Raw genomic sequence first — 24,775 nt, forward strand, 5'->3', positions numbered from 1 at the left:
CGCCAAACCTAATAAGAGACAAAACTCTCAATACGATAACAAAAACCCGATCGAAATTAATCGCCCTCGGGAATGGCGCGGGGTGGAGCAGCCCGGTAGCTCGTCAGGCTCATAACCTGAAGGCCGCAGGTTCAAATCCTGCCCCCGCAACCAAATATCTCCGCGTTATCAAATGCTTATGCGCCGCCCTCCGGGGCGGCTTTTGCGTTTCAAGCCCCCGTGGAAGCACTGTGGAAGCAAGAAGGCGCGAAGTCTCGCGCGCCCCTTCGAATGATAGAGCTCGCTTCCTCCCGCGCTCGGCCAGGCGATATTGACTACTCGCGGGGACCTGTTGCAGCTAGGGATCTGAACAGGATCATCTCTTTCGACAATGAGTAACGGGATCGCTGATGGATGAAGAATTGACGATCCGCGAGGTTGGAGAGCGCCGCGTCGTGGCCGAGATCACCCACATGATGCGCGCAACTAGCATGCTGGTCGATGGGTTTGGACATGACGCCGCCTTCATCGAGCTCTGTCAAAAAGACAATGAGCTGCTCGTGCTGAACACTGACCGATCCGGGCTAAATGCGGCCTACGGCCTCGGGCTTGCCGGCCCAGAATGTGTTGGGGACTTCGGCGTATCTCATGCCATCAGCGATATCGTAGTCGCCGGTGGCGTTCCGCGCGCAGTCACAGTGGCCTTGCTGCTCCCTATCGATACTACGCTCGGGTTTGTCCGCGGTGTCATGAAGGGCGCGGCCGAGGCTGCTAGGCGCTACGGCGCAGAGATCGTTGCCGGTGACACCAAGCAGAACCCAAAATTCGCCCTCGTCGCCACCGCCCTCGGTACGGTGCCGCGCGACAAACGTATTTGCCGCTCAGGTGCCCGCCCGGGCGATGTCCTGGTGGTTACTGGTTACCTCGGCTCTATGATGCTGGGACTGATCGCCTTCAAGCGTGCACTCCCGCTCGATGCACGTGTCCGCCGCGTCGTCGAGCAAGCAATTATCGAGCAGCGCCCACCGTTTTCTCTCGGCCGCGCCATTGCAGAGGCTGGCATACCACATGCCGGAACCGACATAAGCGATGGCCTGCCCGGGGCAATTCACGCAATATGTGGTGCAAGCGACTGTGGCGCGTTTGTCGATGAGCTAAGCATCCCTATGCATCCCCACCTCAACGATCTCGTTACAGCATCGGGCCTCTCGCCGCTTCAGCTGAGCATTGCAGGTGGGGACTGGCAGTTTCTCTATGCCGTCCCGCCCGACCACCTGCCGATGATGCACCAGTTGGCTTCATCGCTGGATGCTAAGGTTACTGTTATCGGTGGCATTACCACGAACCAAGAGATTGCCATCCGCCATTCTGACGGCGCGTGGCACCTACTTGAACGTCTCGAGCACGACAGCTTCACAGATGACGGGAATGGCGCCGGCCATTTCGCGCGGACTGAGGCGGCCACTGCGCGACGCGGCGCGTCACTCGAAGGACGACATTTCGAGACGCTCTGGCGCAATCTGGCCTAGAATGGGGACCATTTTCATGGCGGACATGCCATTGGCCATCCGTACGCAGACTATCGGAGAGTGTTGGATCGTGAGCGTCAACCATGTGCTGAGCCACGGCCAACCTCATCACGATGGAGAGGTCGGGCTGCTCGAGGTGCTTGGTCTAGCAGTAGAGATTTCGGCGCCAAGCGTTTCCGATCCGTTGCTATCTGCCCACGGTGACCCAACCGTCCTGGCCCGGACCCTTGCCAAGTTTGCGCGAGGCGCCTGCATGCCTGACCGGCCCTTCACCTATGGACAGCGAATTTTCGACATGGCGGGAGTTGACCAGTTTGACTGGATGGTGGAGCGACTAAAACGCAAACCCGAAACGAAGTCTGCGACGATCAACCTGTTGGTTCCCGGCAGTTCTGCGGCCAGCCTGCCTTGCCTGACCACGCTTGACGCTAAAATCCGGAAAGGAAGGCTGGATCTTCAGTTCTTCTTCCGCAGTCAGAACATCTTCGGGCGCCAATATGCCAATCTGGCCGCGCTGGCGCAGCTACAAAGCGATCTTGCGAGACACTGCAACACGGTTAGCGGCACATTACGCGGCTATGTCGCCTCGGCCCATATTTATGATTTCGATAAGGACGAGGCAGGAAAGCTACTCACCGGGGCCCCGGTAAGAATTACGGACAGATACTATGAACACGGCCCCCAGGCGTCGGGGGCGTGACAGCGCCAGCTCTTTGCTACTCTACGGTGTGTCCCGATTCGACGGCAAAGCTCCAGTGCTGCCGTGCTCTGTCGAAACTAGTGATGATCCTCACATTGAGCACATTGCCCTCGCGTAGCGCATTTCGGTCCGTCGCGGCGATCGTTGACAACAGGCAGAAGATGTCCTCATCGAAGTCCTGGTGCCGGACGAAGCCGAAACCTCGCTCAGGGAGGGTACGCTTCAGTTCAACTGTCCAACGTGTCTTCGCAAGCTCCGCATTTACCTTCATCCGCGATTTGGCATCGCTCAGCAGGGCGACTGAAAACTTTGCACCCCCAGATCTTGCACGCGGCTTTCCGTGCGTCGATGGGGCGGCGGCCACAATTCGCTCACGCAACTGCATTGGCAGATCCTCCGGGTTCAGGAGCCCGTTCCTGATTGCATCGTCAATGTTCCGCCTTGTGGTTTTGCGGTCATAGACAAGACGTGCCCGCGTTCCGGCATCGACATCTGCAGGCCGCAACATGCCTTGCCTGGCTAGGCGGATAGCATTCATCATGGACATCCGGGCGCACACATTTGCCAGAAAACCTGACCGCTCACGGAGTTCCTCGGCTTGGACTATCCCTCCCCTAAGCAGGATGCTTAGCACCCGCAGTGAAAGCTCCGGTTCGACGGCAATCCGCCGAAGCTGGGCTCGGTAGCGCGGGAGCATGTCTTGTAAAATATCGTCCACCTGCTCTTTCTCGGTGCGCAGAATGTCCAGAAGGTCGAGATCCACTCGCCACGTTGATGAGCGGTCAAGTGCTGTCTTCCAAGAGGAGATGAAAGTTTCGGCAGAGATCATCTTGCGCCGCCGGAGAGCACAGAGTTCTGAGACCGAGCATGAAGACAACACTTCACGCAAGGTTGGAGTGGGGCTGACCCCCGCGATGGCGCGGAGCGCCGGCGAGAGGCCCTCGGCCCAAGCTTTGCAGCCGACCAGCGTATCAGCCAGCAATTCAATCCACGGGAAATCGGGTCCGCAGACCAGTCCGCGTAGGCGTTCGACTCTGGCGATTCCGTTGGCATGTGTTAGCGCCGTGTACCAGAAAGCATGACTGTTCAGGCTGCTCAGCAGATACTGCGAGATTGGATACTTCGGCGGCAAGCGGGCGATGATCGAGATAGCGCGGGCCTGTGCAGCAGCATCCTTCCCAAGCAGGACGTTCAATACGGCTTCTTCCCAAAGGTCATGGGCCACATCTTTGGCACGAGGGTGTAACTCGCTGCGAGTTCCGGCAGCAACGATCAGCGGCTCAACCCGCCACGCTGAATCTACAAACGCTGGTGATGGCTGCGCTAGCATCTCGAACGTGAAGGCTAGCGGCATCGCCCATATTCCTGGCTTCGCATCAGCCCGCACGGCTAGAACATCGGAATGCAAGTCTTCGTGTCGAGTTACCAAATATCTGGCACAGAGATACTCTTGGATCGTCTCATGCTCGAAGACCAGCTCTCCGCGACCTTCGTTACGAACCAAAACGGTGCCCTGTGAGGCCCAGTCGATGAAGCGTTCGGTATCCTCGCCAAGACGATGGATCAGCAGGGCGTTAGCCTGCGGCAGAGGAATTCGACCGCTACCCTTCTGCCGCGCTCGAAAGGCCAACTCCGCCAGCGCTGTGATGGCCAGCTCGTGATCCCATGGCAGCGTCTTCCCGTCGCGCCTTGACCGTTCGGTCTCGCGCCGGAACCAGGCATCGAGAAAGCGGCAATACAGTTTCGAGCGCTCGTTCGGGATTTCATCGGTCTCGCGGGTGACCTCAGCGGCGATGCGTAGCAGCATCGGGCTGCCAGCGATCACACTACCACCGTCATGAAGGTGGAGTTGCTCAAGTATCGACTCGGCCTTCTGCGGTTGCTCGAGGTAGGTCACCAGGAATTTGCTTTGACATGCCCGGTCCATTGCCTCGAGCTCGAACACCTCCAACTTGATCTGTGGCGGCAGCTGTGCGCTCCGGCTTGTCAGCTGTAAGCGCGCGGCGGGATACTCGCGTGAGATCCCTGCGATCTCCTTCAAGCATTGATCATAGTGCAAGTCCGGGCATTCATTCAGCCCATCAAGACAGAGAGTTAACTCGCCTGCACCGACCCTCGGCGCCAGATCTTGCCAGTCGATGCCGCTTTCGGTTGCAAGCAAGCCTGCCAAGCCTTCGGCGGAATAGGAGGCAAGCGATACCAGAAGCGGCCAAGGCTTGCCGGGCTTCCACTCGCGCGCCGCTTGGAAGGCGAAGGCAGCAAGGCACCTGCTCTTGCCCGACCCACCTTCTCCGATCAGCAGCGCTTGGCTGGTTCGTCCGAGCAACTCGGTAGCCGGCCCCCTACGCGGCTCGGGGTCGGTCCGCAGCAGATCGCTGCCCTCGCCAGAGCGCGTCGATTCGCTCCGGACCCAGTTGTCGACGTCATTGAGTACCTGTACCTTGCCGCTGGCGCTCAGCCCTGAAGTGCGCCGCTGAACCGCGCAAAGCGGGACGAACTGAGCCGCGACCGGCGCCAGACGCGCCTTCAGCGTGGCTACATAGCGGCTTACATCGGGTAGGAGTTCCTCCGTCGAGCGCGCAAGCAGGCCAGCTTGCTCGAACCGTTTCCAGAGCAATGGTATTTCAGCGGCAAGCTTATGGCGCTGCGCTTCATGTGCCGACAGCACATCCGCTTGATCTCCGTCCAACGACACGACCTGCCCGACCGCGCCGCGTTTGCGCAGGTAGATCTGCCGGGTGACATCCTTTGATGCCTCGACCTCGACAAAGCCGTAGCCCTCAGGCGCGGGGTCGACAAAAATGGCTAAAACGCTCTGCTCGCCTTGCGGAATCTCTTCCAGCGCAACCAGACGCTCGAGCAACGGGGCGTTCACAAGTCGGAAATTACCTTGGCGGCCAGTCCTCCAACCCTTGGTCGGGCATAGAACCTGCTGCATGACCACCTCGCGACGAAACGCCTCCGCCCCCTTGGATCGCCGCCGACCGTGTGGATCGCTGGCCTCGATACCGATAAGGCCGCCATCGTCGGCAACCCCCAACAGCACCACTCCACCGATCGAGTTGGCCAGCGCAATGACCGCCTTCGCAACGTTCCAGCGATAGTCGTCTGCATTCGTTCCCTGCTCAAAATTGCCACCCTCAGGATAGAATGAGGCCTTAAGCTCCAGCCACTCAGTTTCACTATTTCTGACCAATTCCATCAATGTATTCACGCCCCCACGAGGATGCAGCAGAACTCGGCGTGCAAGTTCAGGAGCGGAAATGGGGGCTTTGGGGAGAGACATATATTCTGTGCTCAAGAGTGTACCGGTACGCGGCTCAGTGAAAGTTGAAGGGAAGGCATTTCGCCAGATGTACCCAGATCCGGGCGGGCGTTATTCTGCCATTTGAAGCCTCAGCGGTGAATTCGGCCAACGCCTCCCAAGGCGCGTGCTGCAGGCGCTTTCGCAGCCCGTCCTCCTCTGCATGATCAGAGCTGGCTAGCGGCACGCCAATCGCCTGCGCCATAGTACTAAGCACCAACGCCATCCACTCGAGCGTCACACCGTGGTCATCGTCGAGGCAGGTGCGGACGGCCGCATCTAGGTGCGAGCGCGCCTCCTCAGTCTCGCCCGCGTCCTTTAGAAGCCAGGCCCGATAGGCTAGAATTAGAGGCCAAGGGTGATCGCTACCGCTCTTCCACTTTTCGCGGTTGCCGAGATAGGCCGCGCGGGCAATGGCCATCTGCCGGGGAAAGCGGTTCAGCGCACGCAACCATAGATGATTTTCGAAGCGCCTTTCCTGATCCGACGCGGACAGGGACCGACTGATTGCTTCGGGTTCACGGTTGCCGAGCAATCGAAGTATGGAGTCCAGTACCATTCCCACTTCGGCGCTCGCCTCTTCGCCGTCGGCATCGAAAGGCACAGCGTCCATCCGGGCGATCATCTCGTAGATGCGGGTTTGATGCGTCTCTCGTGCAACCTGCCGTGGATCGCTCAGTCGGGCGAAACTTTCTGCGGCCGCCTCGAAAAATGAAACGGCTGTGGCAGGATCATGTGAGAAGGCATGCATCTGGCCGCGCGTGGATTGCAGTTTACCATAGTTCAGCAGTCCGGCCACCGCGATGGGCTTAGCAAGCCATGTTTCGACGATCTCCTCTAGCGCGCTGAATTGAAAGTTATTTGTCATGGTGCTTGCCATGCGCAAAAGCGCCTCGGCTACCAGTTGTGGCGCCTCGTCCTCAAGCTTATTGACCCACTCGAGGCAGCGGAAGACAAGCTCATCCTGGATCTGCCCGCGATGATTGGCCAATGATAGGTTGCTGCTGTCGAGCTGCAGTCGCAGCGTGCCTGGTATGATCTGCGACTGGTCGGCATACTGCTCCAGCCAATCGATGGCTCTGCCCAGCGCGGCAAGGGAGTACTGCTTGCTAGCAAGGCGCGTCTGGACTTCTTCGAGGTATAGCTCCCATTGCCGAGGGAGGCGCGCCATCGCCTTGCCGAGGCGGTCGAGTTCGCGGCGCAGGAAGCTACCGTCTTGCTCTTCCGCCGACGCAGCACAAAGTGCATACCAATCGGCCGGTGCGAGCGGTCCCCCGCGGGTCAATGCCAAATAGAGATGGTGCAGACTGCTTTCGTTGGCCTTGACGAAGCAATGGCCCTGCAATTGCGATTTTCGCAACCGGTCCTTGTTCGACCAGTCCGAGCTGCCCCACGTAAAAGCCACGACATCGACATAACCGTTCATCGGGTGCTTCTTGTCCATGAAGCCCATTTTAAGTGCAAGGCCCTTGAAACGCTGCGGATCAAGGGCAGCCAATTCACTTTCGAGCGCCTGTGCCAGCGCCTTCAAATCGGTCTGAGAACTGTAGGCGTCACGCTGCTCAATCAGGATTCGAACCTGGCTTTTACGCCCATCCATCGGAATCGGAAGTTGCAGCAGCGTCCAGCGCACAAGATGGAGAACGTGACCGATCCAGTACCGATGTTGTGCAGTATCATCAAGAACGCTGAAGCCAAGAATGCCGACCGGTGCATCGAGAACCCGTTGCAGCACATCGTCGACCTCAGAGAAGCTTCGTTCAACGGCGTGAAAGCCGCCGCAATCAGCCAGTTCGACGCCGTCGGGAACGGCTAGCGCCACCACTCGGCCAGTTAGATTCGGGTTGTCGGCGCGCTCCGTACTGTCGAAATTAACGCCAGTTTCATCGACATAAACCGTCCAGGAGTCGGCAGGATGTAACGCACGCAGGCAGTTCGGGTGTCGACCATCCCGCAAAGTTGTCCGAACCCTCGACCGCTGCTTGGGATGATTATTTCGGCCACGAAGATTCTGCTCACGCTTAATCAGATCGCTGACTTTCCGTTCGAGGCTTGAAAGTATATCGCGGTCGCGCAACCACGCCCCCCTTGCATCGACCAGCCATTGTCGGGCAGCGTGCTCCCCGCCGGCGCTGAACACCTTCTCCAACTCCTGCTTGGCGATGTAAGCTTTCGCCCCCTTGGTGCGCCTGGCGAGAAACTCATCGACCCTGTTGGCGGGGCCTTCGGCGCGAACCTCGTCCTCGAGCTCCTGTAGGTTTCGTTGCCGCTCCGGGGTAAGTCCCCATGATTCCCACAGATAGGCAAGCCAAAGCGGGTCATTGTCCTTCATCGCGCGATTTTCTTCCCTGCTTGCTGGAGACAAATATAGAATTCCGTGGTTGGATCGTTCCTGCTATCGATATGAGCTCTTGATAAATTTGCCACTACCGTTGCACTTATTGCAGATTACGCTCCGCCTTCCGCTGCCTTCACAGCGATTACAGCTTGTCTGCTTTCCCGATGAATAGATTCCGGTTCCAGAGCATCTTCGGCATTGATCTTCTCCATAGCGACCGGTTCCATTACAGGCTCGACATTGACCGTCGGGAAACGTAAAAGTTCCCGTGCCGTTGCAAGTCCTGCAATTTATCTCCTTCTGACCAGTGCCATCACATTTGAAGCAGATACCATTTTCGTGCGTCGTCACATGATCTCGGAAAAAACCAGGTGAATACTTGCGCGTGACGTCAGTACCATCTCTCTTCCGCGCGCGCTCCGTCGCGCCGCTCCAAAAGATGTTCTCCCGGACTGTTCCTTCTTCAACAACTTTCCCTTGCTTGACAGTCTTTGTCCGCGTCTTGTTGCCGAAGAAGCCAGTTCCATGCGTGTAGGTCTTGGTTTTTCCAGAGTCGTGATGCTTCACGACCTTCTGCTTCCGGCCCAACCAGTCAGTTTTGTAGTGAACGGTCGTGCCAACGCCAAATACTGATTTGAACAGCGTTTCAAACAGACCACTTTGGCGACGTCGTCCCATTTCAACTCCGACCAACCGCTTTGTCCTCGAAGACCCATCCTGAGCCTACACTTCGCAAGAAGTCGCGACACACCGATCATACGCCGCATGAAGGGTCCGGTACATTGGCAAGGCGTGGCCCCAAGGAAGCTTGATTGTGAAGATTCAGTACCGCTTCATTCCCGAAAGGCGCGAGAGAGCACATTTTAGATAGTCAACCAGCTCAAACTTCGTCCCTCTGACCCTGCGCCGAAAGATACCCGATCCGGAAACCCTCGTGAACTGCCGTCGAGCACGTGTATAGCAGTTTGACGGATGCATTGCCCAGCCACGGGCCGTAAGCAAGCGTTTTCTGAACTGGACAGTTTCTGTCGTTGTCGCAGTGTGTTTCATGTTAGGGTGAGAAGTGTTCGCTGCGATGCTCCATTGGGCGGCGCCATCCTGTGGCGGTGTTACGCATTCCACGGCAGGAAACAAAGACTTCGATTGACAACCCTGCCCCCCTTGACGCAAGCTTCAATCATCGCAGAGGTGCGTCCGGAGAGAAATCTCGCGGGCGCTTTTTCGTTTCTGGCTCCGGGCGGAAACGGCAACACCCATCCTCATATCTCCCGTGCGAACCAGCGGATGCGGCCGATGATGCGGATCTCGTCCGCCGTGCGCTCGTAGGCGGGGTAGAGCGTGTTGTCCGAGATCACCCGTACAGCTGGTGGGTCGCTGTTGGGGATGTGCTCGAGGCGCTTGGCCACCAGGCCCATGCCATCGTCGAGGACGAAGATGCCGGGGGGGCTGGGGAACTGGCGGGTCATGTCGACAAGCACGGCATCGCCGTCCTGCAGCGTCGGGACCATGCTGTCGCCTTCGACATGCATGATCCGGAGTTGTGACGGACTGGCCTTCAGCTTGTGGCGGATCCACGACTGGCGGAAGTGGTAGGCGCGACCGGGCGTGTCGTCATCCTCGGTCACCACGGCGCCGCCGCCCATGGCTGGGCGGGGCGTGGCATGCGCGATCGCCACGAAGGTATCCTCGGGGGTCTCGTTGAAGGGGGAGGGGCCCTCGATCTCGCCGATACCGTGGATCAGCCACTCGCGGTCGACCTTCAGCACGCGGGCGACATCGGCCAGCCGGTCGATGCTGGGGCGCGAGGAGCGCCCGCGCAGGATGTCATAGACGAAGGATCGGTTGACCCCGGCCATCTCCGCAACATGGGCCGGTGCCAGGCCGAGCTGGTCGGAGCGGGCCCGCAGACGGTCGGCCAGGGTGTGAGTTTCGGTCATCTTTTCCCCAAGGGGTTGTGGATATAGTTGGATATGACAGGATTGAATTGGGATCGTCAAGCGGCTAGAACAAAAGCCAAACAGATTGCATGGGAATCGGGGGCCCGGATGGAGATCGAGAAGGCGTATTTCACCCTGCCGGAAGTCCTCGCCCGCTGGTCGATGCCCGAGGTCGATCTGGTCTATCTGGCCGAGAACGACCAGTTGCGGCTGTCGGTCCGCATCCTGAACCTGCCCATTGAGTTTGGCGACTACGAAGAAACCGACGATGGCCGCTGCTACTCGATCCCAACGGAGCGGTCCGTGTTCAATGGGCTGCTGGACCTGCACGTCCAGGACGTCTTCCAACTTTTTCGCAAGGGTGAGGTCAGCATCACCCGCTTCCGGACCGCAAAGGCGGACTACGCCTGTTTCTACGGCTCGCGCGAGAGCCTGACGATCCGCAAGCCGGATTTGATGTTAAGGCGCGAAGAACGCGACCGTTTCGAGGCTGCGACCGGATTTGGCGGCGCCTCGGGCATGAAGCCAGCAGGCGCCTTCCACGCCTCCGCTGATTACCAGAGCGTCCGTTGCAATGGCTGCGAGTTCCGGCTGGGGCCGATCCAGGCGCAGGTCGTGCGGATCCTGCATGCTGCGGCCAAGCGGGGCGATCCGTGGCAGAGCGGCAAGGCGGTGCTCTCCCAGGCTGGGTCGCGCAGCCTCAAGATGGCGGACGTCTTCAAGTCCAAGAAGGACTGGCCGCTGCTCATCGAGTCGAACGGCCGCGGGGCCTATCGCCTCGCGGGCATCTGAGTCGAACGCCCCGTGCCCCTCCCTCTGGCTCACCGCTGTGGGATGCGCCGGGGGATGGAGGGGGATGGCGATCCCACCGTCATACGTTTCACCCCATGATTGAAACGATCCGGCTGATCCCCCGCCGTATCCCACTCTGATCCCGACGACATCCCCGCATCGCGCCGTGCATCTTCCTCCCGACGACACACCGGGAGAGGACGATGCAGACCAGAACCTGCCTGAACCAGACCGAACTCGCCGCGCGCTGGAGCATTTCGGCGCGCACCCTCGAACGCTGGCGCTGGACCGGCGAGGGCCCGGCCTTCCTGAAGATCGGCGGCCGTGTGGTCTACCGGCTCGAGGATGTGCTGGCCTATGAGCAGGCCCGCCAGCGGCGCAGCACCGCGGATCGGGGCGCGGCATGATGGCTCGGCATTCCATCCTCCGCGCCACAGGCGTCGTGTCGATCTTTGGCGCGGCCGGACCTGCGCTTGACGAGGTCGGGCTTTCGGCCTGGATCGCGCAGGCCGCGCCCGGCGAGACGCTGGTCTACCATCGCGGCTTTCTCGCGGTCGATGCGACCTCCGTCATCTCGAAGCTGCCCGCCGAACAGCAGCGCGCCCTTCGCCTGGTGGCCTCGGCCGCGCTGCGCGCCGCCGAGCAGGGGCTTGTCCACCTCGTGCAGGCCCGGATCGGCCCCGACCAGTTCGCCTACATCGCCATCGCCCGGGCCAAGCCGCGCCAGGCCGGTCCTGCCCTGTCCATGCGCCTTCTCGAGGCCGCCTGACCCTATCCCCCATTACGGAGACCTCCATGACGTTCCCGCAAAACACCCCCAGCATCGATCAGCTGATCAACTTGCCCGCAGGCGAGATCGCCCAGCTTCCCGTCGAGCTTCTGGCCGCCCTGCAGCGCGAGATCGACGCCGCGGCCAAGCAGATGAAGGCCGTCACCGCACGCTTTTCCACCGCGCTTGAGGTCCGCTACGCCGCCCGAGCTGCCGAGGCACGCCGCGCCTGCGGCAAGGACACCGGCACCGTTCGCATTGTCGACGGAGATTTCACCGTGGTCGCCGACCTGCCGAAGCGCGTCGAATGGGACCAGGCCAAGCTCGCCGCCATGGTCGAACGCATCCGCGCCGCAGGCGAAGATCCGGCCGAATACGTCGAGATCAGCTTCAAGGTGCCTGAGCGCGCCTATGTCGCCTGGCCCGAGGCAATCCGCCAGGGCTTCGAGCCCGCCCGCACCGTCAAGACCGGCACGCTGAAAGTCGACCTCCTCCCGCTGGAGGATCGCGCGTGAGCCTGCCCATCATCACCGCCGACCAGCGGTTGGCCGAGCCGCGCGGCATCAAGGGCTGCATCTTCGGCAAGTCCGGCATCGGCAAGACCAGCCTGCTTTGGACGCTCGACCCGGCCTGCACGCTGTTCATCGACCTCGAGGCGGGCGATCTGGCCATCGAGGGCTGGCCGGGCGACAGCATCCGGCCACGCACATGGGCGGAGTGTCGGGATTTCGCAGTGTTCATCGGCGGGCCGAACCCGGCCCTGCGCGACGAGCAGCCCTACAGCCCCGCGCATCATGCCGCCGTCTGCCAGAAGTTCGGCGATCCTGCCGCGCTCGACCGCTACGACACGATCTTCGTCGACTCGATCACCGTGGCGGGGCGGCTCTGCTTCCAATGGTGCAAGGGCCAACCCGAGGCGGTTTCGGAAAAGACCGGCAAGCCGGATGTGCGCGGGGCCTACGGGTTGCACGGGCGCGAGATGATCGCCTGGCTGACCCACCTCCAGCACACCCGGGGTCGCAACGTCTGGTTCGTCGGGATCCTCGACGAGAAGTTCGACGACTTCAACCGGCGTATCTTCCAGCCGCAGATCGACGGCTCGAAGACCGGGCTCGAGCTGCCGGGGATCGTCGACGAAGTGATCACCATGGCCGAGCTCAAGGCCGATGGCGGCGATCCCTACCGCGCCTTCGTCTGCCACACCATCAACCCATGGGGCTTCCCGGCCAAGGACCGTTCCGGTCGTCTTGGCCCCGTGGAAGAGCCGCATCTTGGCCGCCTGATGGAGAAGATCCGCGCCCCCGGCACGCCCGCGCCAAGGCGCCTGACCTTCACGCCGCCCGCTGAAGGCGCGGCCGATCACCCCCATCCGCAATCCTGATCCGCAAAGGAGACACCCCCATGAGTTCCTGGAACGACTTCAACGACGCCCAGTCCAACACCAACCTCATCCCCAAGGGCACGCTGGCCAAGGTGCGGCTGACGATCCGCCCCGGCGGTTTCGACGACGCGTCGCAGGGCTGGACGGGCGGCTATGCCACGCGCGGCTCGACCGGCGCTGTGTACCTGAACGGTGAGTTCACGGTGACCGAAGGCCAGTATGCCCGGCGCAAGATCTTCACCCTGATCGGGCTTTACAGCCCCAAGGGGCCGGACTGGGCCAACATGGGCCGCAGCCTCGTGCGTGGCATGCTGAACTCGGCGCGCGGGATTTCCGACAAGGACCAGTCCCCGCAGGCGCAAGCGGCGCGCCGGATCAACGGGCTGAAGGATCTCGACGGGATCGAGTTCCTCGCCCGGATCGATGTCGGCACCGATGCCACTGGCGATGACAAGAACCAAATCCGCAGCGCCGTGACGCCGGACCATCGGGATTACGCCCAACATATGGGCTTGTCCGCACAGCCCGGCTACCACCCGCCCGCGCAACCCGCGCCGCAGCAGCCGGTTCAGCAGCAGCCGGTTCAGCAGCAGCCCGCGTCGCCCGTACCGGGTCGTCCCTCCTGGGCACAGTGAGGGCCTGACTCATGCGCCTTCGCCCCCGTCAGAGCCTGTTCGTGGAGCGCAGCCTCGCTGCGCTCTGCGATCACGGCAACACCCTCAGCATCGCCTCGACGGGCTTCGGCAAGACCATCGCCCTGTCGGCGGTTGTCGCGAAGTCCCTCGAGGGCGGTGATGCCAAGGCCTGCATCCTGGCCCATCGCGACGAGTTGACCGCCCAGAACCGGGCGAAGTTCGGCCGGGTCGCGCCTGACATCCCCACGTCCGTCGTCGATGCCGAGGCCAAGAGCTGGGCCGGACGTGCGACCTTCGCCATGGTGCCGACCCTCTCGCGACCCACCAATCTGGCCGCGATGCCCGCGCTCGACCTGCTGGTCATCGACGAGGCGCATCACGCGGTGGCTGACAGCTACCGCCGGATCATCGATCATGTCCGGGGTGCCAACCCCGCCTGCCGGATCTTCGGCGTCACGGCCACGCCGAACCGGGGTGACCGCAAGGGTCTGCGCGAGATCTTCGACAATGTCGGCGACCAGGTGCGGCTGGGCGAGCTGATCGCCTCGGGCCACCTCGTCCCGCCCCGCACCTTCGTCATCGACGTGGGCGTGCAGGAACAACTGCGTGCTGTGCGCAAGAGCGCCGCTGACTACGACATGACCGAGGTCGCGCAGATCATGAACCGCGCGCCGGTGACGGACGAGGTCGTGCGGCACTGGCAGGAAAAGGCGAGCGAGCGGCCGACCGTGGTCTTCTGCTCCACCGTCGCCCATGCCGAAAACGTCGCGGCGGCCTTCAAAGGCGCAGGTGTTTCGGCGGCCGTCATCCATGGCGATCTCGATGCCAGCACGCGTCGCCGGATCCTCGCCGCCTATGCCTCAGGCGAAATCCGCGTCATCGTCAACGTGGCCGTGCTGACCGAGGGCTGGGACCACCCGCCGACCTCCTGCGTCGTCCTGCTGCGCCCCAGCTCCTACAAATCGACCATGATCCAGATGGTCGGGCGTGGCCTGCGCACAGTGGAACCCGAGGAACACCCCGGTGTCGTCAAGACCGACTGCATCGTGCTGGATTTCGGGACGTCGAGCCTGATCCACGGTACGCTGGAACAGGATGTCGACCTCGACGGCAAGCTTGATCCCGGAGAGGCGCCGACGAAGACCTGTCCGGCCTGCGAGGCTGAAATCCCATTAGCCGCCATGGAATGCCCGCTCTGCGGCGAGGCGTTCGCGCGCGACCCGGAGGAGCAAGGCGAAGGCCAGGATGCCATTCCGCTCTCGGGTTTCATCATGTCCGAGATCGACCTTCTGAGGCGGTCGAGCTTCGCATGGGTCGATCTCTTCGGCGATGACGCCGCGCTGATGGCCAACGGCTTCAATGCCTGGGGCGGGATCTTCTTTCTCGATGGACGCTGGCACGCGGTGGGCGGCGCGAAGGGGCGTGCACCCCGGCTGCTGGGTGTTGGGGAGCGGACGGTCTGCCTCGCGCAGGCCGATGACTGGCTGAATGAATACGAGACCGACGAGAGTGCCTTCAAATCGAAGGGCTGGCTAAAGCAGGCCGCGACCGAAAAGCAGCTGCAATACCTGCCGCCCGAGTTCCGTCAGGATTATGGCCTGACCCGCTATCGCGCCTCGGCGCTGATGACCTTCGGCTTCAACAAGCGCGAAATCCGCCAGCTCGTCGGCCGTGCCAGCCCGGGTATCGGGAGGGCGGCGTGACCCATGCCGGGCAAATTGCACCCCTTCCTGAACCGGCCCGCCATTGGCACCCGCGCCTGCAACCTTGCGCCGTCTGCCTGCGCCCGGCGCAAGGCTTCGGCTTCTTCAACCCCGCCAAACCACGCCCTCGCAAGCATCGCTGGTTCTGCTCGATGCCCTGCCAGGGATGGTTCGCGGCCCGCCATCGCAAAGGACTGACCATGCAGGGAATGACCGAGGAAGAGCGCGTGGCCATCGCGCTGGTGATGAAGCGTCTGGGCCAGACGATGGACCGGATCGGCTGGGACAAGCGGCTTCGCGATCTCACAGCGGCAGACGTCACCGCGCTGATCGAAGAGGTGCTGGAGGGCTACGGGGCCGAGATGTCGCGCATCGCGGCCACGGCGGAGGTGCCGTTCTGATGCTGGACTACAACCATCGCCCCGGCATTGCCGAACGCGTCAACGCTGCCATCGATGCCGCGCTGATCGCCGAGCGCGAGGCCACGCCACCCCGAACCTATCTCGGCGCATCCCGGCTGGGCCATGCCTGCGAACGGGCCTTGCAGTTCGAATTCGCGGGCGCGCCCAAGGACGACGGTGCGGATTTCGGCGGTCAGACGCTGCGGATCTTCGAGATCGGCCACCAACTCGAGGATCTGGCCATCCGCTGGCTGCGCGCGGCCGGGCTCGACCTCTACACCCGCAAGGGCAATCGCCCCGATGGCGAGCAGTTCGGCTTTTCCGTCGCGGGCGGGCGCATCCGGGGGCATGTCGACGGGATCATCGCCGCGGCACCTGCGCCGCTGGGCATCGGCGTTCCCGCGCTCTGGGAATGCAAGACCATGAACGCCAAGAACTGGCGGGCCTGCGTCAAGGACGGGGTCGCTGTCGCCAAGCCGGTCTATGCCGCGCAGATCGCGCTCTACCAAGCCTACATGGAAGGGGCGGTCCCCGGCATTTCGGCCCATCCGGCGCTGTTCACGGCGATCAACAAGGACACCGCCGAACTGCACCACGAGCTTGTGCCCTTCGATGCAGGGCTCGCGCAGCGCATGTCGGACCGGGGCGTCCGGATCCTGCAGGCGACCGACGCGGGCGAGCTGCTGCCCCGCATCGCCACCAATCGTGACTTCTTCGAATGCCGCTTCTGCCCATGGGCCGCGCGTTGCTGGGGGCTGCCCGGATGAGCGACGACAACATCATCCACTTCAGCCCATGGCAGGACTTCAACGACGCCCCGGCGGCCGAAGATCCGTTCGGCGTGGAGCCCGACCCGGTCCAGATCGCGACGTTCCTCGATGTCGTGTTCGGCTGGTGCGAAGGCCAGATCCCGGTTCGAGGCTTTGTCGACATGGGGCAGGGCAAGGAGGGCCGGCCCCACAACGTCTGGATGGACGCTGACGCCACGGCAGCTGGCAAGCTCGCCACCTTCGCCAACTGGGCCTGGCGCGAAGGGGCCGCCGTCTACGTGATCCCCGGCACGGTCGCCGGGGCAGGGCAGGCCAAAGCCGCCGAAGTCCTGCAAATGCAGGCATTGGTCGTCGACCTCGACGCGGGTGGCATCCCTGCCAAGCTCGCTCATCTGTTGCGTCATCTGGGTCAACCCACCCTGATCATCGAGAGCGGTGGGCGGACGTCCGAAGGTGCAGCCAAGCTGCATGTCTGGTGGAAGATGACCGAACCCGCCGAGGGGGCGGCGCTGGCCAGTCTTTGCCGCCTGCGGGGCGAGATTGCCCTGAAGGTCGGCGGCGACACGCATTTTCGGTCTGCGCACCAGCCGATCAGAGTGGCAGGCACAGTCTATCACAAGCATGGCAACCAGCGGCTGGTGCAAATTCGCGAGCACCATTCCGTCGAGGTCGATCTCGACGAGTTCGCAGAGCGCGTCGCCGAAATGCCGCCCTTGCCGGGGGCCGGGATGGTCGCCAGCGGCAGTGTCACCCCGGACAAGCCCCGCCTCGACGATGTCTTGGTGACCCCAGTGCGCGAGGGCGGGCAGGACGACTGGTCCCGTTTTGAGGGGGCATCGGCCGCGATCGGCCATTTCATCCGCATGGTCCACGAAGGCCGGATGTCGAAGGACGAGGGCTGGCAGGCGATCTGCGGCTACAATTCCGCGATGCTCCGGCCCTCCTGGCCGATCGAGCGCCTTCAGCGCGAGTCCGAGCGGCTCTGGGATCTGCATGTCCAGAAGAACGGGCCGCCGCTGGTCCGCCTCGACAGCGCGGCCCCCGCGCCCTGCGAAATGCCCACCTTCACGCTCGGCGCACTGCTGGACGATACCAGCCCGATGCCCGAGGACATCATCGCGCCCCGCGTCCTGACGCCGGGTGGCTTGCTGGTGCTGGGCGGTGCGCCGAAGGTCGGCAAGAGCGATCTGACCATCAGCTGGCTCGTGCACATGGCTGCCGGGGTGCCGTTTCTCGGCTTCACCCCGCCGCGCCCGCTGCGGGTGTTCTACCTGCAGGCCGAGATCCAGTATCACTACCTGCGCGAGCGGTTGGGCCAGATCGCGCTGCCCGCCAGGGTTCTGGCCGCCGCACGCGAAACCTTCGTGGCAACGCCGAAGCTGAAGCTGCTGCTCGATACCGAGGGCAGCATGCGCGTGGCGCGCGCCATCCAGGCAGCCTTTCCGGATGTGGGCCCAGACATCATCTGCATCGACCCGATACGCAACCTCTTCGATGGTGGTCCGGATGGTGGCGGCGAAAACGACAACACCGCCATGATGTTCTTCCTCAAGGACCGGGTCGAGGTGCTGCGGGATTACATCAACCCCGCTTGCGGGGTGATCCTGGTTCATCACACGCGAAAGCTGTCGAAGCAGCAGCTGAAGGACGATCCGTTCCTCGCCCTGTCGGGGGCCAGCGCGCTCAGGGGCTTCTACACTTCCGGCCTGATCCTGCATCGGCCGGATGAGGACGCACCGGAGCGCAAGCTCGAGATCGAGCTCAGGAATGGCCCCGCGCTGCCCTCGAAGCTGATCGACAAGGTTGGCGGCCAGTGGGTCGAGATCAACCCGATGAATGAGCGCCTGGTCCGCGCCGAGGTTGGCGCGAAATACGACGCCGAGCGCGTGCGCAAGCAGGAGGTGATCCTCTCCATCCTGCTTGAGGAAGCCGCCGAGGGGCGTCTCTATACCGCCAACCAGTTCGCAGAAGTATTCGAGAACAAGGGCGGTCTGGGCGGCAAGGATGCCATCCGCGACCGGATTGCCGTGCAGGCCACCAAGGGCACCATCAAGTTTGTCCGCAACGCGGCGCCCTATGGCCTTGGGCCGTCACGCTCGCGCTTTGGCTACCTCTGCGTCGAGGGAATGGTCATGCCCTTGGGGCGCGAGGAGGTCGATCCGGAGACCGGCGAAGTCAGCCCCGCACGCGTTGCAGTGCTGCCGACCCATTACAAATCGCCCCAGACCGGCGCGCTTCTCGAGGTCGAGAACCCGCATATCTGGGTCTATCCCGAGGGGGATCGTCCATGATCGCGCCCGCAGATCGCTTCGCGCGGAATTGCGCAGAGGCCAGTTTGAACCAGATTGGCCAAACTGCCGAAACTGCCTCGCCATCCTCACGCAGGACCACGCAGGGTCCAGTTGTGACCAGTTTCGGCCCGCTTCCGAAACTGCCCCTGCAGGATTGCGCGGAAGCCGCAACGGCTACGCTGCAACCAGTTTCGGCAGGATCGACCGAAACACACCTCCCGAAACTGGAATTCCCGTTTCCTGTCAGTGTCTTGATCGGTGTTCCAAGTTTAGGGGGTGAAACCACCCCCTACGGGGGTGGGGGAGAACGCCGCAGGCGGGTTCTCCCTCGCCCACCCCCAGGGGGTTCGCGCGCGGGGCCTGTCACTGGTCCGATCACGCCGAGTTCCCAATCTGACGTCGCCTTCCACCGAGCAGCCAACTAGAAGAGGAGACCCCCCATGGCTGACCTGTCCTTCGCCACCCAACCCCATGTGGTCATCCCCGATCTGCCGACCGCCGTCAGGTCAGGCCTCACCCTGTTGGCCCTCGACCTTGGCACCACGACGGGATGGGCGCTGCATGGCCTTGATGGGCTGATCACCAGCGGCACCGTCTCCTTCCGTCCCGGTCGCTTCGATGGCGGTGGCATGCGCTATCTGCGGTTCACCAACTGGCTGGGCGAACTCGACCGGCTGTCCGGGCCCATCGCCTCCATCTGGTTCGAAGAGGTCCGTCGCCACGCCGCAACCGACGCCGCCCATGTCTATGGCGGGCTGATGGCCACGCTGACCGCATGGGCCGAACTGCGCGGCGTGCCTTACGAGGGCGTCCCGGTCGGCACGATCAAGCGCCACGCTACCGGCAAGGGCAACGCCGACAAGGCGGCGATGATTGCCGCCGCCCGGGCAAGGGGCTTCAGTCCCGCCGATGACAACGAGGCTGATGCCATCGCGATCCTGTTCTGGGCGCTCGAGACCAAGGGGGGCCTGCAATGACCGGGATGCGTTTTGCGCCGAAAGGCTATGGCGGCCGCCGTCGGAACCCCGATGAGGTCAAACGCGATGGCTGGCACGAACAGCGCGTTCTGGCCGTCGCCCTCGACGATCACCGCCTGACCTGGCCCGAGCGGGAATTGGTGCGCCAGCTAGGCGAGAAGCTTTATGGCCCGGCCAGCAGCGGGCGGGAGGTGCAGCGATGACCGTGTGGACCCCCGCGCTGGTCGAGGAACGACTGGCCGAAGCCGCCTTCGTCCTGAAGCGTCTGCCCGAGCCGCGCAGGCAGGGTTACTTCAGCACCTGGCCTGCGGTCCTGCACAGCTTTGGCGACAACGTCGGGCAGGAACCCAAACCTATGCGCGTGCTTCCCTCGCCGCAGGCAATCAGCCGCATGGAGGAAACGCTGACCTGGACTGCCTGCCTCGAGCCGGTGGACGGTCGCATCGTCTGGATGAAAGCCCATGGCGAGCGGTGGAAGGAGATCTGCTGGTCCGCGGGGCTGCACCGGTCGGCGGCACATCAGCACTGGCAATTCGGCCTCGCGGTGATCGCTCTCACTCTCAACAAGCGGCGGTTCAACCGCAACCTGTCGAAGCAGAGGGTGATCGAACTGGCCCGTGGCGCGTAAACCTGCGCGCCAGATAGAAAATTGTCCGCCGGACAGTTTTCGAAGGGACAGAAAGCCCTCTCCCGGGCTAGAAAGTTGATATGCTCGGGAGAGGAGCGCGCGGGGCAGGGGGGCCACTGGCTTCCGGTATCCAGCGGGAGTCCGGCCGGGGTCCAACCCGAGGGAGTTTCCGGTTCCTTCCGGGCAACATTCGTATGCTGGCGGGCGAAGCGCGGCGCATCGCTAGCGACAGGGCCGGATTTTTGGGAAGCCACCAGGAAGCCAGCGCTGCCTGAACCCGCCTGAAACACCGCAAAATCAAACTCTTGAAGCTGGACACCCCAATGGCCGCTGGACCCCGCGTGGAGTCCAGTCTGGACCCCGGCGTCCGGAAGCCAGGGGTTTCCACCCTGATCCGAGGAATGACCCGCCGATGACGCTGAGCTTTGCCCCGGATCGGATCGAGATGTGGCCACTGGCGAGGCTGCAGCCCTACGCCCGCAATGCGAAAACGCATTGCGCGGATCAGGTCGCGAAGATCGCTGCCAGCATGGCCGAGTTTGGCTGGACCGTACCCTGCCTCGTGGCGGAGGATGGCGAACTGATTGCAGGGCACGGCCGGGTGCTGGCGGCGACACAACTGGGGCTGACCGAAGCGCCGGTGATCGTTCTCGGGCATCTGACGGAGGCGCAGCGTCGGGCTTACCGGATCGCGGACAACAAGCTGACGGAACTCGGCACCTGGGACGAGGCGCTGTTGTCGGCGGAACTGAACGACCTACTGGCCGAGGATTTCGACCTGTCGCTTGTCGGGTTTTCCGATGGCGAACTCGACAATCTGCTTGCCTTTGTGCCGGAGGGGGACGGGGAAGAAGGTGGCGCCGGGGGCTCCGTGCCGCCGGTGACCATTCCCGAACCGCCGCGCAACCCGGCGTCTCGCACGGGTGATCTGTGGATCCTCGGCGATCACCGGCTGCTCTGCGGCGACAGCACCAGCGCAGCCGACGTGCGCCGCCTGATGAATGGCGAGCGCGCGATCCTGTTCGCGACGGACCCGCCGTATCTGGTGGACTACGACGGCTCGAACCATCCGACCCGGAACAAGGACTGGTCAGCGTCCTACGGCACCACGTGGGACGACAGTTCGCAGGGCGCGGAACTCTACGACGGTTTCATCGCGGCGGCCGTGGCCGAGGCCATCGCCGACGATGCCGCCTGGTATTGCTGGCATGCCTCGCGCCGCCAGGCGATGCTGGAAGCCTGCTGGGAGAAGGCTGGTGCCTTCGTCCATCAGCAGATCATCTGGGTGAAGGACCGCGGAGTTCTGACCCGGTCGCATTACCTCTGGAAGCACGAACCCTGTTTCATGGGCTGGCGTCGCCCGAACCGCCCGCCGAAGGTGGCCGAGGAAACGCTGCCATCCACATGGGCGCTGCCCAGCTTCGCAAAGGACGACCGGCCCGACCATCCGACGCCGAAGCCGCTCGACGCCTTCGGGATCCCGATGCGCCAGCATGTGGCGCGGGGCGGCCTCTGCTACGAGCCGTTCTCGGGCTCCGGATCGCAGATCATGGCGGGCGAAGCCAATGGCCGACGCATCTTCGCGATGGAAATCAGCCCGGCCTATGTCGATGTCGCCGTGGAGCGCTGGCAGGCCGAGACCGGCCGCGACGCGATCCGCGACGGTGACGGAAGGACATTCGCGCAGGTGAGGACCGAGCGGCTGGGCGACGATGCCGACGCACGGGCCGATGCGACGGACACGGACGCCGCCCCCGAACCCGCGCGAAAGCGCAAGACCGCCGCGTGACATGCATGACCTGGCTTTACCTTCCTCCGGACGCGCTTCCGGAGCCGGAGACGCATGCCTCTTCGGCCTCTCCCTCTGCTCCGGCGCAGGCGGGCTCGATCTCGGGCTTGTCCTCGCCATCCCCGGATATCGTGCTGTGGGCCATGTCGAACGGGAAACCTACGCCGCAGCCACTCTCGTGGCGCGGATGGAAGACGCGTCCCTGGATCGCGCGCCTGTCTGGGACGACGTTGGAACCTTCGACGGCCGCCCTTGGCGCGGCGCGGTGGACATCGTCACTGCGGGCTATCCGTGCCAGCCGTTCTCGGTCGCGGGCAAGCGCCGGGGTGCCGACGACCCGCGCCACCTCTGGCCCCATGTCGCCCGCATCATCGACGAGGTCCGGCCGCCCTTCGTCTTCCTCGAGAATGTCGCTCATCATCTCCGTCTCGGCTTCCCCGAAGTCGCCAGCGGAATGGTCGGCATGGGCTACCGCCTTGCGGCAGGCCTCTTCACGGCGGCGGAAGTCGGCGCGCCCCACAAGCGCGAACGGCTGTTCATCCTTGCCATCCGCGAGGGGGACGAGCTGGCCGACCCCGCGCGCCTGCTCTGGGACCCGGTCGAGTGGCGGGAACCGGACGGAGCTGCTGCGGCTCTGGCCGACGCCGAGGGCCAGCGCGAACGAGAACCGGCAGACGAAGCCGACGCCTTCGCAAGCGGCGGGGCAGCATGGGATGAACCTCGCGACGACGGCCGCGCTCTGGCCGACGCCGATGGCGAACGACGGCTGCAAGCCGAGCGCGGGCAACCGTCGCTTGGCCGACCTGACCCATTCGGCGGGGATGTGGATGACGCCGACGGCTCGAGACCACAAGGATGGGGCGACCACCTTGGCGAACACGCCGGTGAACGGGCTGCTTGGCCGCCAGGTCCTGGTGACACCGACGGCTGGGCCGAATACCTCCGACGTGCGCCGAACCTTGAACCCGCTGTTCGTCGAGGCGCTGATGGGCTGGCCCACCGGGTGGACCGGCTTCGCCTCTGTGGCAACGGCGTGGTCCCCTTGGTTGCGGCGCATGCGCTGCGAACTCTGGCAGTTGAACTGCTGGCCGATGGATGAGGTGGCGGCATGAAGCAAACCCGCCTCATGTCGCTGGTCGAGTCCGTCGCCAACGTGATCGTCGGCTATGGCGTCGCCGTGGTCACGCAGATCGTGATCTTCCCTATCTTCGGGCTGCACACGACGCTGGCCCAGAACCTGAAGATGGGCGCGGTGTTCACCGTGGTCAGCATCGCGCGGTCCTACGTCCTGCGGCGGCTGTTCGAAAGGTTCCGTTGACGTGATGCGGGACGATCATTTATCCTGGCGCTGCTGCGAATTCGGCCACGGCCGAATTGAGTAAGCCAGCGGCTACTCTGACCTGAGGTCTTTTCCTGCAGGTTTCGCGGTCCGGCATGCGGAGCCACGGATTACCGGGCCTCGCGCGAGCAGGAGCTTCCAGCCGGGGAGCGTCCGTTACGGGCGTCGCGCATTCGCTTCTCACGAAGTCGAATGAAAGGGCCCGTGTAATGGGATTTGTTAAACGTATCCGTCAAAGGAAGATGATAGCCCAAGGTGGCCGCTGCTACTATTGCGGCCTGCCGATGTGGGACGATGCTGTGGAAGCCGCATCTTCTCAACGAAACTACCAAACGAGGCGGACCCCAAAGGCGCTACGCTGCACCGCCGAGCATCTACACGCCCGCTCCGACGGTGGTCGCGACACGGATGAGAACATCGTTGCGGCGTGCTGGTACTGCAACAGCCAGCGCCATAAGCGGAAGTGCCCGCCCTCGCCCGAAGAGCATCGCGTGTATGTCCAGAAGCGCATGGCAGCCGGAAAGTGGCTGCTGGCGCAGGTGTCATTGGTCGGTCTCACAGCGACACTGACGAGGCCATTGTAGATAAAGGCCGCCGCCCAGTCGGGGCGGCGGCGTCGCATTTCTGGCGTTGGGTCAGGCGCCGGGAAGCCGGTAGACCCGCCCGCGCCCCTCTACCTTCTCCGAGGTCACCTCGAGCCCGAGCTTCTTCTTCAGAGCACCGGCCATCGCGCCGCGTACCGTGTGCGACTGCCAGTCCGTCGCTGCCATGATCTCCTCGATTGTGGCGCCGTCCGGTGCCCGCAACATTTCAATCAGCGCTTCCTGCTTGGTGCCCTTCCGGCGCGGGGAAGATGTGGTGACGTTTTCGGCTGGTGTCGTGGTGGCATCGTGCTCGGTGATCCCGAGCATGCTCTGTGCCAGCGGCGTTGCGCGCAAGGTGATCGGGCCGCGCGCCTCGTCGTGCCGCCAGACGGTGTTGATGTCGGTGGCCGGGACTTCTTCGATCAGCCCGAGCTTCAGGAGGCTCTTGCAGACATTGCCGACAGCGCCGCCCTTCAGCTTGGCGGTGACGGGGAATACCGCGCCACCATCACGCGCGCAGGCCGCCGAGAGGACAACGGCTTGGGTGTCGGTCAGCTGGATCTGGGTCATGGGGTCGTCTCCGTTCTCGGGGCCGCGACCGTCGCAGCCCTTCTACGACCCCAAGCCGCGCTGGGCGCGCGGCTGGAGCTTTGGCGTTGCGGTTGGTCAGATGGCGTGCTCGCCCTCCCTGAAGGCGCTGTCGCTGATCTCGCGCAGCTTGGCGCGGTAGTGGTTCAGGGTGCCGACGTGGCCCCAGTGGATCTCGTCGGGGCTGGTCTCGAAATGGTCCGCGCTGAGGGCGGCGAGCCGCTCCAGCATCGCGTCGATCTCGGCCTTGGCGTCGATGAAGGCGTCGAGGGCTTTGGTGTTATCGGTGGCGCGGCGGGTCATTTCGGTGGCTCCTTGGCGAGTTGCATCGTCCTTGTGGG

At 63.3% G+C, this 24,775-nt stretch carries 24 protein-coding genes and 1 tRNA gene; 20 read left to right on the top strand and 5 right to left on the bottom strand.

The window, feature by feature from the left end; genetic code table 11:
- Positions 1–76: 76 nt before the first annotated feature.
- From G3572_RS18635 to G3572_RS18645, 3 genes are all read left to right on the top strand, one after another.
- A tRNA-Met gene (locus tag G3572_RS18635) sits at positions 77–153 on the top strand.
- Between the two features lie 236 nt (positions 154–389).
- The gene (locus G3572_RS18640; protein WP_164614723.1) at positions 390–1,508 is read left to right on the top strand and encodes a thiamine-phosphate kinase; all 1,119 of its coding nucleotides are present in this window, start codon (positions 390–392) and stop codon (positions 1,506–1,508) included.
- A 16-nt stretch (positions 1,509–1,524) separates the two neighbouring features.
- Positions 1,525–2,208, top strand: a complete 684-nt coding sequence (locus tag G3572_RS18645; protein WP_164614725.1) for a thymidylate synthase — start codon at positions 1,525–1,527, stop codon at positions 2,206–2,208.
- A 16-nt stretch (positions 2,209–2,224) separates the two neighbouring features.
- Here G3572_RS18645 and G3572_RS18650 read toward each other — a convergent pair whose 3' ends face one another.
- The 3 genes from G3572_RS18650 to G3572_RS18660 all read right to left on the bottom strand — a co-directional run bounded on the left by G3572_RS18650 (position 2,225) and on the right by G3572_RS18660 (position 9,787).
- Positions 2,225–5,410 carry an RNA-binding domain-containing protein gene (locus G3572_RS18650; protein ID WP_164614727.1) on the bottom strand — a complete coding sequence of 1,062 codons (3,186 nt, stop codon included), beginning with the start codon at positions 5,408–5,410 and terminating at the stop codon, positions 2,225–2,227.
- Between the two features lie 118 nt (positions 5,411–5,528).
- The gene (locus G3572_RS18655; RefSeq protein ID WP_164614728.1) at positions 5,529–7,844 is read right to left on the bottom strand and encodes a hypothetical protein; all 2,316 of its coding nucleotides are present in this window, start codon (positions 7,842–7,844) and stop codon (positions 5,529–5,531) included.
- 1,265 nt (positions 7,845–9,109) lie between these two features.
- Positions 9,110–9,787 carry a LexA family transcriptional regulator gene (locus G3572_RS18660; protein ID WP_164614730.1) on the bottom strand — a complete coding sequence of 226 codons (678 nt, stop codon included), beginning with the start codon at positions 9,785–9,787 and terminating at the stop codon, positions 9,110–9,112.
- A 108-nt stretch (positions 9,788–9,895) separates the two neighbouring features.
- On the opposite strand from G3572_RS18660, the gene G3572_RS18665 reads away from it, so the two are divergent.
- The 17 genes from G3572_RS18665 (at position 9,896) to G3572_RS22390 (ending at position 23,846) form a co-directional block, all read left to right on the top strand.
- Positions 9,896–10,579, top strand: coding sequence for a hypothetical protein (locus G3572_RS18665; protein WP_164614721.1), 684 nt, complete (start codon positions 9,896–9,898; stop codon positions 10,577–10,579).
- A gap of 203 nt (positions 10,580–10,782) precedes the next feature.
- Positions 10,783–10,986 (top strand): helix-turn-helix transcriptional regulator, encoded by a 204-nt coding sequence (locus G3572_RS18670; protein WP_071166986.1) that lies wholly within the window; start codon positions 10,783–10,785, stop codon positions 10,984–10,986.
- On the top strand, positions 10,983–11,348 hold the full coding sequence (locus G3572_RS18675; protein ID WP_240335636.1) for a hypothetical protein: 366 nt from the start codon (positions 10,983–10,985) through the stop codon (positions 11,346–11,348). Before G3572_RS18670 ends, G3572_RS18675 begins: the two co-directional genes overlap by 4 nt.
- Positions 11,349–11,374: 26 nt before the next feature.
- On the top strand, positions 11,375–11,863 hold the full coding sequence (locus G3572_RS18680; protein WP_164614732.1) for a hypothetical protein: 489 nt from the start codon (positions 11,375–11,377) through the stop codon (positions 11,861–11,863).
- Positions 11,860–12,729, top strand: a complete 870-nt coding sequence (locus G3572_RS18685; protein WP_164614734.1) for an ATP-binding protein — start codon at positions 11,860–11,862, stop codon at positions 12,727–12,729. Before G3572_RS18680 ends, G3572_RS18685 begins: the two co-directional genes overlap by 4 nt.
- A gap of 20 nt (positions 12,730–12,749) precedes the next feature.
- Positions 12,750–13,364: a hypothetical protein gene (locus G3572_RS18690; protein WP_164614735.1), complete on the top strand. Its 615-nt coding sequence runs from the start codon at positions 12,750–12,752 to the stop codon at positions 13,362–13,364.
- Between the two features lie 11 nt (positions 13,365–13,375).
- Positions 13,376–15,067, top strand: coding sequence for a DEAD/DEAH box helicase (locus G3572_RS18695; RefSeq protein ID WP_164614737.1), 1,692 nt, complete (start codon positions 13,376–13,378; stop codon positions 15,065–15,067).
- A gap of 200 nt (positions 15,068–15,267) precedes the next feature.
- Positions 15,268–15,468, top strand: a complete 201-nt coding sequence (locus G3572_RS18700) for a DUF6511 domain-containing protein (protein ID WP_164614739.1) — start codon at positions 15,268–15,270, stop codon at positions 15,466–15,468.
- Positions 15,468–16,235, top strand: a complete 768-nt coding sequence (locus tag G3572_RS18705; RefSeq protein ID WP_164614741.1) for a hypothetical protein — start codon at positions 15,468–15,470, stop codon at positions 16,233–16,235. Before G3572_RS18700 ends, G3572_RS18705 begins: the two co-directional genes overlap by 1 nt.
- Positions 16,232–18,529 (top strand): AAA family ATPase, encoded by a 2,298-nt coding sequence (locus tag G3572_RS18710; RefSeq protein ID WP_164614742.1) that lies wholly within the window; start codon positions 16,232–16,234, stop codon positions 18,527–18,529. Before G3572_RS18705 ends, G3572_RS18710 begins: the two co-directional genes overlap by 4 nt.
- Positions 18,530–18,969: 440 nt before the next feature.
- Positions 18,970–19,506: a hypothetical protein gene (locus G3572_RS18715; RefSeq protein ID WP_164614744.1), complete on the top strand. Its 537-nt coding sequence runs from the start codon at positions 18,970–18,972 to the stop codon at positions 19,504–19,506.
- Entirely contained in the window at positions 19,503–19,709 is a 207-nt protein-coding gene (locus G3572_RS18720; RefSeq protein WP_164614746.1) for a hypothetical protein, read from the top strand. Before G3572_RS18715 ends, G3572_RS18720 begins: the two co-directional genes overlap by 4 nt.
- A complete protein-coding gene (locus tag G3572_RS18725; RefSeq protein ID WP_164614748.1) occupies positions 19,706–20,134 on the top strand; it encodes a DUF6362 family protein in 429 nt (142 codons plus the stop codon). The genes G3572_RS18720 and G3572_RS18725 overlap by 4 nt, the downstream gene beginning before the upstream one ends.
- Positions 20,135–20,546: 412 nt before the next feature.
- On the top strand, positions 20,547–21,923 hold the full coding sequence (locus G3572_RS18730) for a site-specific DNA-methyltransferase (RefSeq protein WP_164614750.1): 1,377 nt from the start codon (positions 20,547–20,549) through the stop codon (positions 21,921–21,923).
- A 1-nt stretch (position 21,924) separates the two neighbouring features.
- The gene (locus G3572_RS18735; protein WP_164614752.1) at positions 21,925–23,022 is read left to right on the top strand and encodes a DNA cytosine methyltransferase; all 1,098 of its coding nucleotides are present in this window, start codon (positions 21,925–21,927) and stop codon (positions 23,020–23,022) included.
- 9 nt (positions 23,023–23,031) lie between these two features.
- Positions 23,032–23,241 (top strand): DUF7220 family protein, encoded by a 210-nt coding sequence (locus tag G3572_RS18740; RefSeq protein ID WP_164614754.1) that lies wholly within the window; start codon positions 23,032–23,034, stop codon positions 23,239–23,241.
- A 305-nt stretch (positions 23,242–23,546) separates the two neighbouring features.
- Positions 23,547–23,846 carry an HNH endonuclease signature motif containing protein gene (locus tag G3572_RS22390; protein ID WP_354004070.1) on the top strand — a complete coding sequence of 100 codons (300 nt, stop codon included), beginning with the start codon at positions 23,547–23,549 and terminating at the stop codon, positions 23,844–23,846.
- A gap of 51 nt (positions 23,847–23,897) precedes the next feature.
- Here the strand turns inward: G3572_RS22390 and G3572_RS18750 are convergent, their stop codons facing one another.
- Both G3572_RS18750 and G3572_RS18755 read right to left on the bottom strand, forming a co-directional pair.
- Entirely contained in the window at positions 23,898–24,416 is a 519-nt protein-coding gene (locus G3572_RS18750) for a DUF3489 domain-containing protein (RefSeq protein WP_164614758.1), read from the bottom strand.
- Positions 24,417–24,512: 96 nt separating this feature from the next.
- Positions 24,513–24,737 (bottom strand): hypothetical protein, encoded by a 225-nt coding sequence (locus G3572_RS18755; RefSeq protein WP_164614760.1) that lies wholly within the window; start codon positions 24,735–24,737, stop codon positions 24,513–24,515.
- Between the last annotated feature and the right edge of the window lie 38 nt (positions 24,738–24,775).

It is taken from the genome of Pseudotabrizicola algicola (assembly GCF_010915705.1).
Taxonomy (GTDB): Bacteria; Pseudomonadota; Alphaproteobacteria; order Rhodobacterales; family Rhodobacteraceae; genus Pseudotabrizicola; species Pseudotabrizicola algicola.

Bases quoted from the DNA above. Each gene is read 5' to 3' on its own strand.
- G3572_RS18640 (WP_164614723.1), top strand. From the start codon at position 390: ATGGATGAAGAATTGACGATCCGCGAGGTTGGAGAGCGCCGCGTCGTG.
- G3572_RS18645 (WP_164614725.1), top strand. From the start codon at position 1,525: ATGGCGGACATGCCATTGGCCATCCGTACGCAGACTATCGGAGAGTGT.
- G3572_RS18650 (WP_164614727.1), bottom strand. From the start codon at position 5,410: ATGGAATTGGTCAGAAATAGTGAAACTGAGTGGCTGGAGCTTAAGGCC.
- G3572_RS18655 (WP_164614728.1), bottom strand. From the start codon at position 7,844: ATGAAGGACAATGACCCGCTTTGGCTTGCCTATCTGTGGGAATCATGG.
- G3572_RS18660 (WP_164614730.1), bottom strand. From the start codon at position 9,787: ATGACCGAAACTCACACCCTGGCCGACCGTCTGCGGGCCCGCTCCGAC.
- G3572_RS18665 (WP_164614721.1), top strand. From the start codon at position 9,896: ATGGAGATCGAGAAGGCGTATTTCACCCTGCCGGAAGTCCTCGCCCGC.
- G3572_RS18670 (WP_071166986.1), top strand. From the start codon at position 10,783: ATGCAGACCAGAACCTGCCTGAACCAGACCGAACTCGCCGCGCGCTGG.
- G3572_RS18675 (WP_240335636.1), top strand. From the start codon at position 10,983: ATGATGGCTCGGCATTCCATCCTCCGCGCCACAGGCGTCGTGTCGATC.
- G3572_RS18680 (WP_164614732.1), top strand. From the start codon at position 11,375: ATGACGTTCCCGCAAAACACCCCCAGCATCGATCAGCTGATCAACTTG.
- G3572_RS18690 (WP_164614735.1), top strand. From the start codon at position 12,750: ATGAGTTCCTGGAACGACTTCAACGACGCCCAGTCCAACACCAACCTC.
- G3572_RS18695 (WP_164614737.1), top strand. From the start codon at position 13,376: ATGCGCCTTCGCCCCCGTCAGAGCCTGTTCGTGGAGCGCAGCCTCGCT.
- G3572_RS18700 (WP_164614739.1), top strand. From the start codon at position 15,268: ATGCAGGGAATGACCGAGGAAGAGCGCGTGGCCATCGCGCTGGTGATG.
- G3572_RS18705 (WP_164614741.1), top strand. From the start codon at position 15,468: ATGCTGGACTACAACCATCGCCCCGGCATTGCCGAACGCGTCAACGCT.
- G3572_RS18710 (WP_164614742.1), top strand. From the start codon at position 16,232: ATGAGCGACGACAACATCATCCACTTCAGCCCATGGCAGGACTTCAAC.
- G3572_RS18715 (WP_164614744.1), top strand. From the start codon at position 18,970: ATGGCTGACCTGTCCTTCGCCACCCAACCCCATGTGGTCATCCCCGAT.
- G3572_RS18720 (WP_164614746.1), top strand. From the start codon at position 19,503: ATGACCGGGATGCGTTTTGCGCCGAAAGGCTATGGCGGCCGCCGTCGG.
- G3572_RS18725 (WP_164614748.1), top strand. From the start codon at position 19,706: ATGACCGTGTGGACCCCCGCGCTGGTCGAGGAACGACTGGCCGAAGCC.
- G3572_RS18730 (WP_164614750.1), top strand. From the start codon at position 20,547: ATGACGCTGAGCTTTGCCCCGGATCGGATCGAGATGTGGCCACTGGCG.
- G3572_RS18735 (WP_164614752.1), top strand. From the start codon at position 21,925: ATGCATGACCTGGCTTTACCTTCCTCCGGACGCGCTTCCGGAGCCGGA.
- G3572_RS18740 (WP_164614754.1), top strand. From the start codon at position 23,032: ATGAAGCAAACCCGCCTCATGTCGCTGGTCGAGTCCGTCGCCAACGTG.
- G3572_RS22390 (WP_354004070.1), top strand. From the start codon at position 23,547: ATGTGGGACGATGCTGTGGAAGCCGCATCTTCTCAACGAAACTACCAA.
- G3572_RS18750 (WP_164614758.1), bottom strand. From the start codon at position 24,416: ATGACCCAGATCCAGCTGACCGACACCCAAGCCGTTGTCCTCTCGGCG.
- G3572_RS18755 (WP_164614760.1), bottom strand. From the start codon at position 24,737: ATGACCCGCCGCGCCACCGATAACACCAAAGCCCTCGACGCCTTCATC.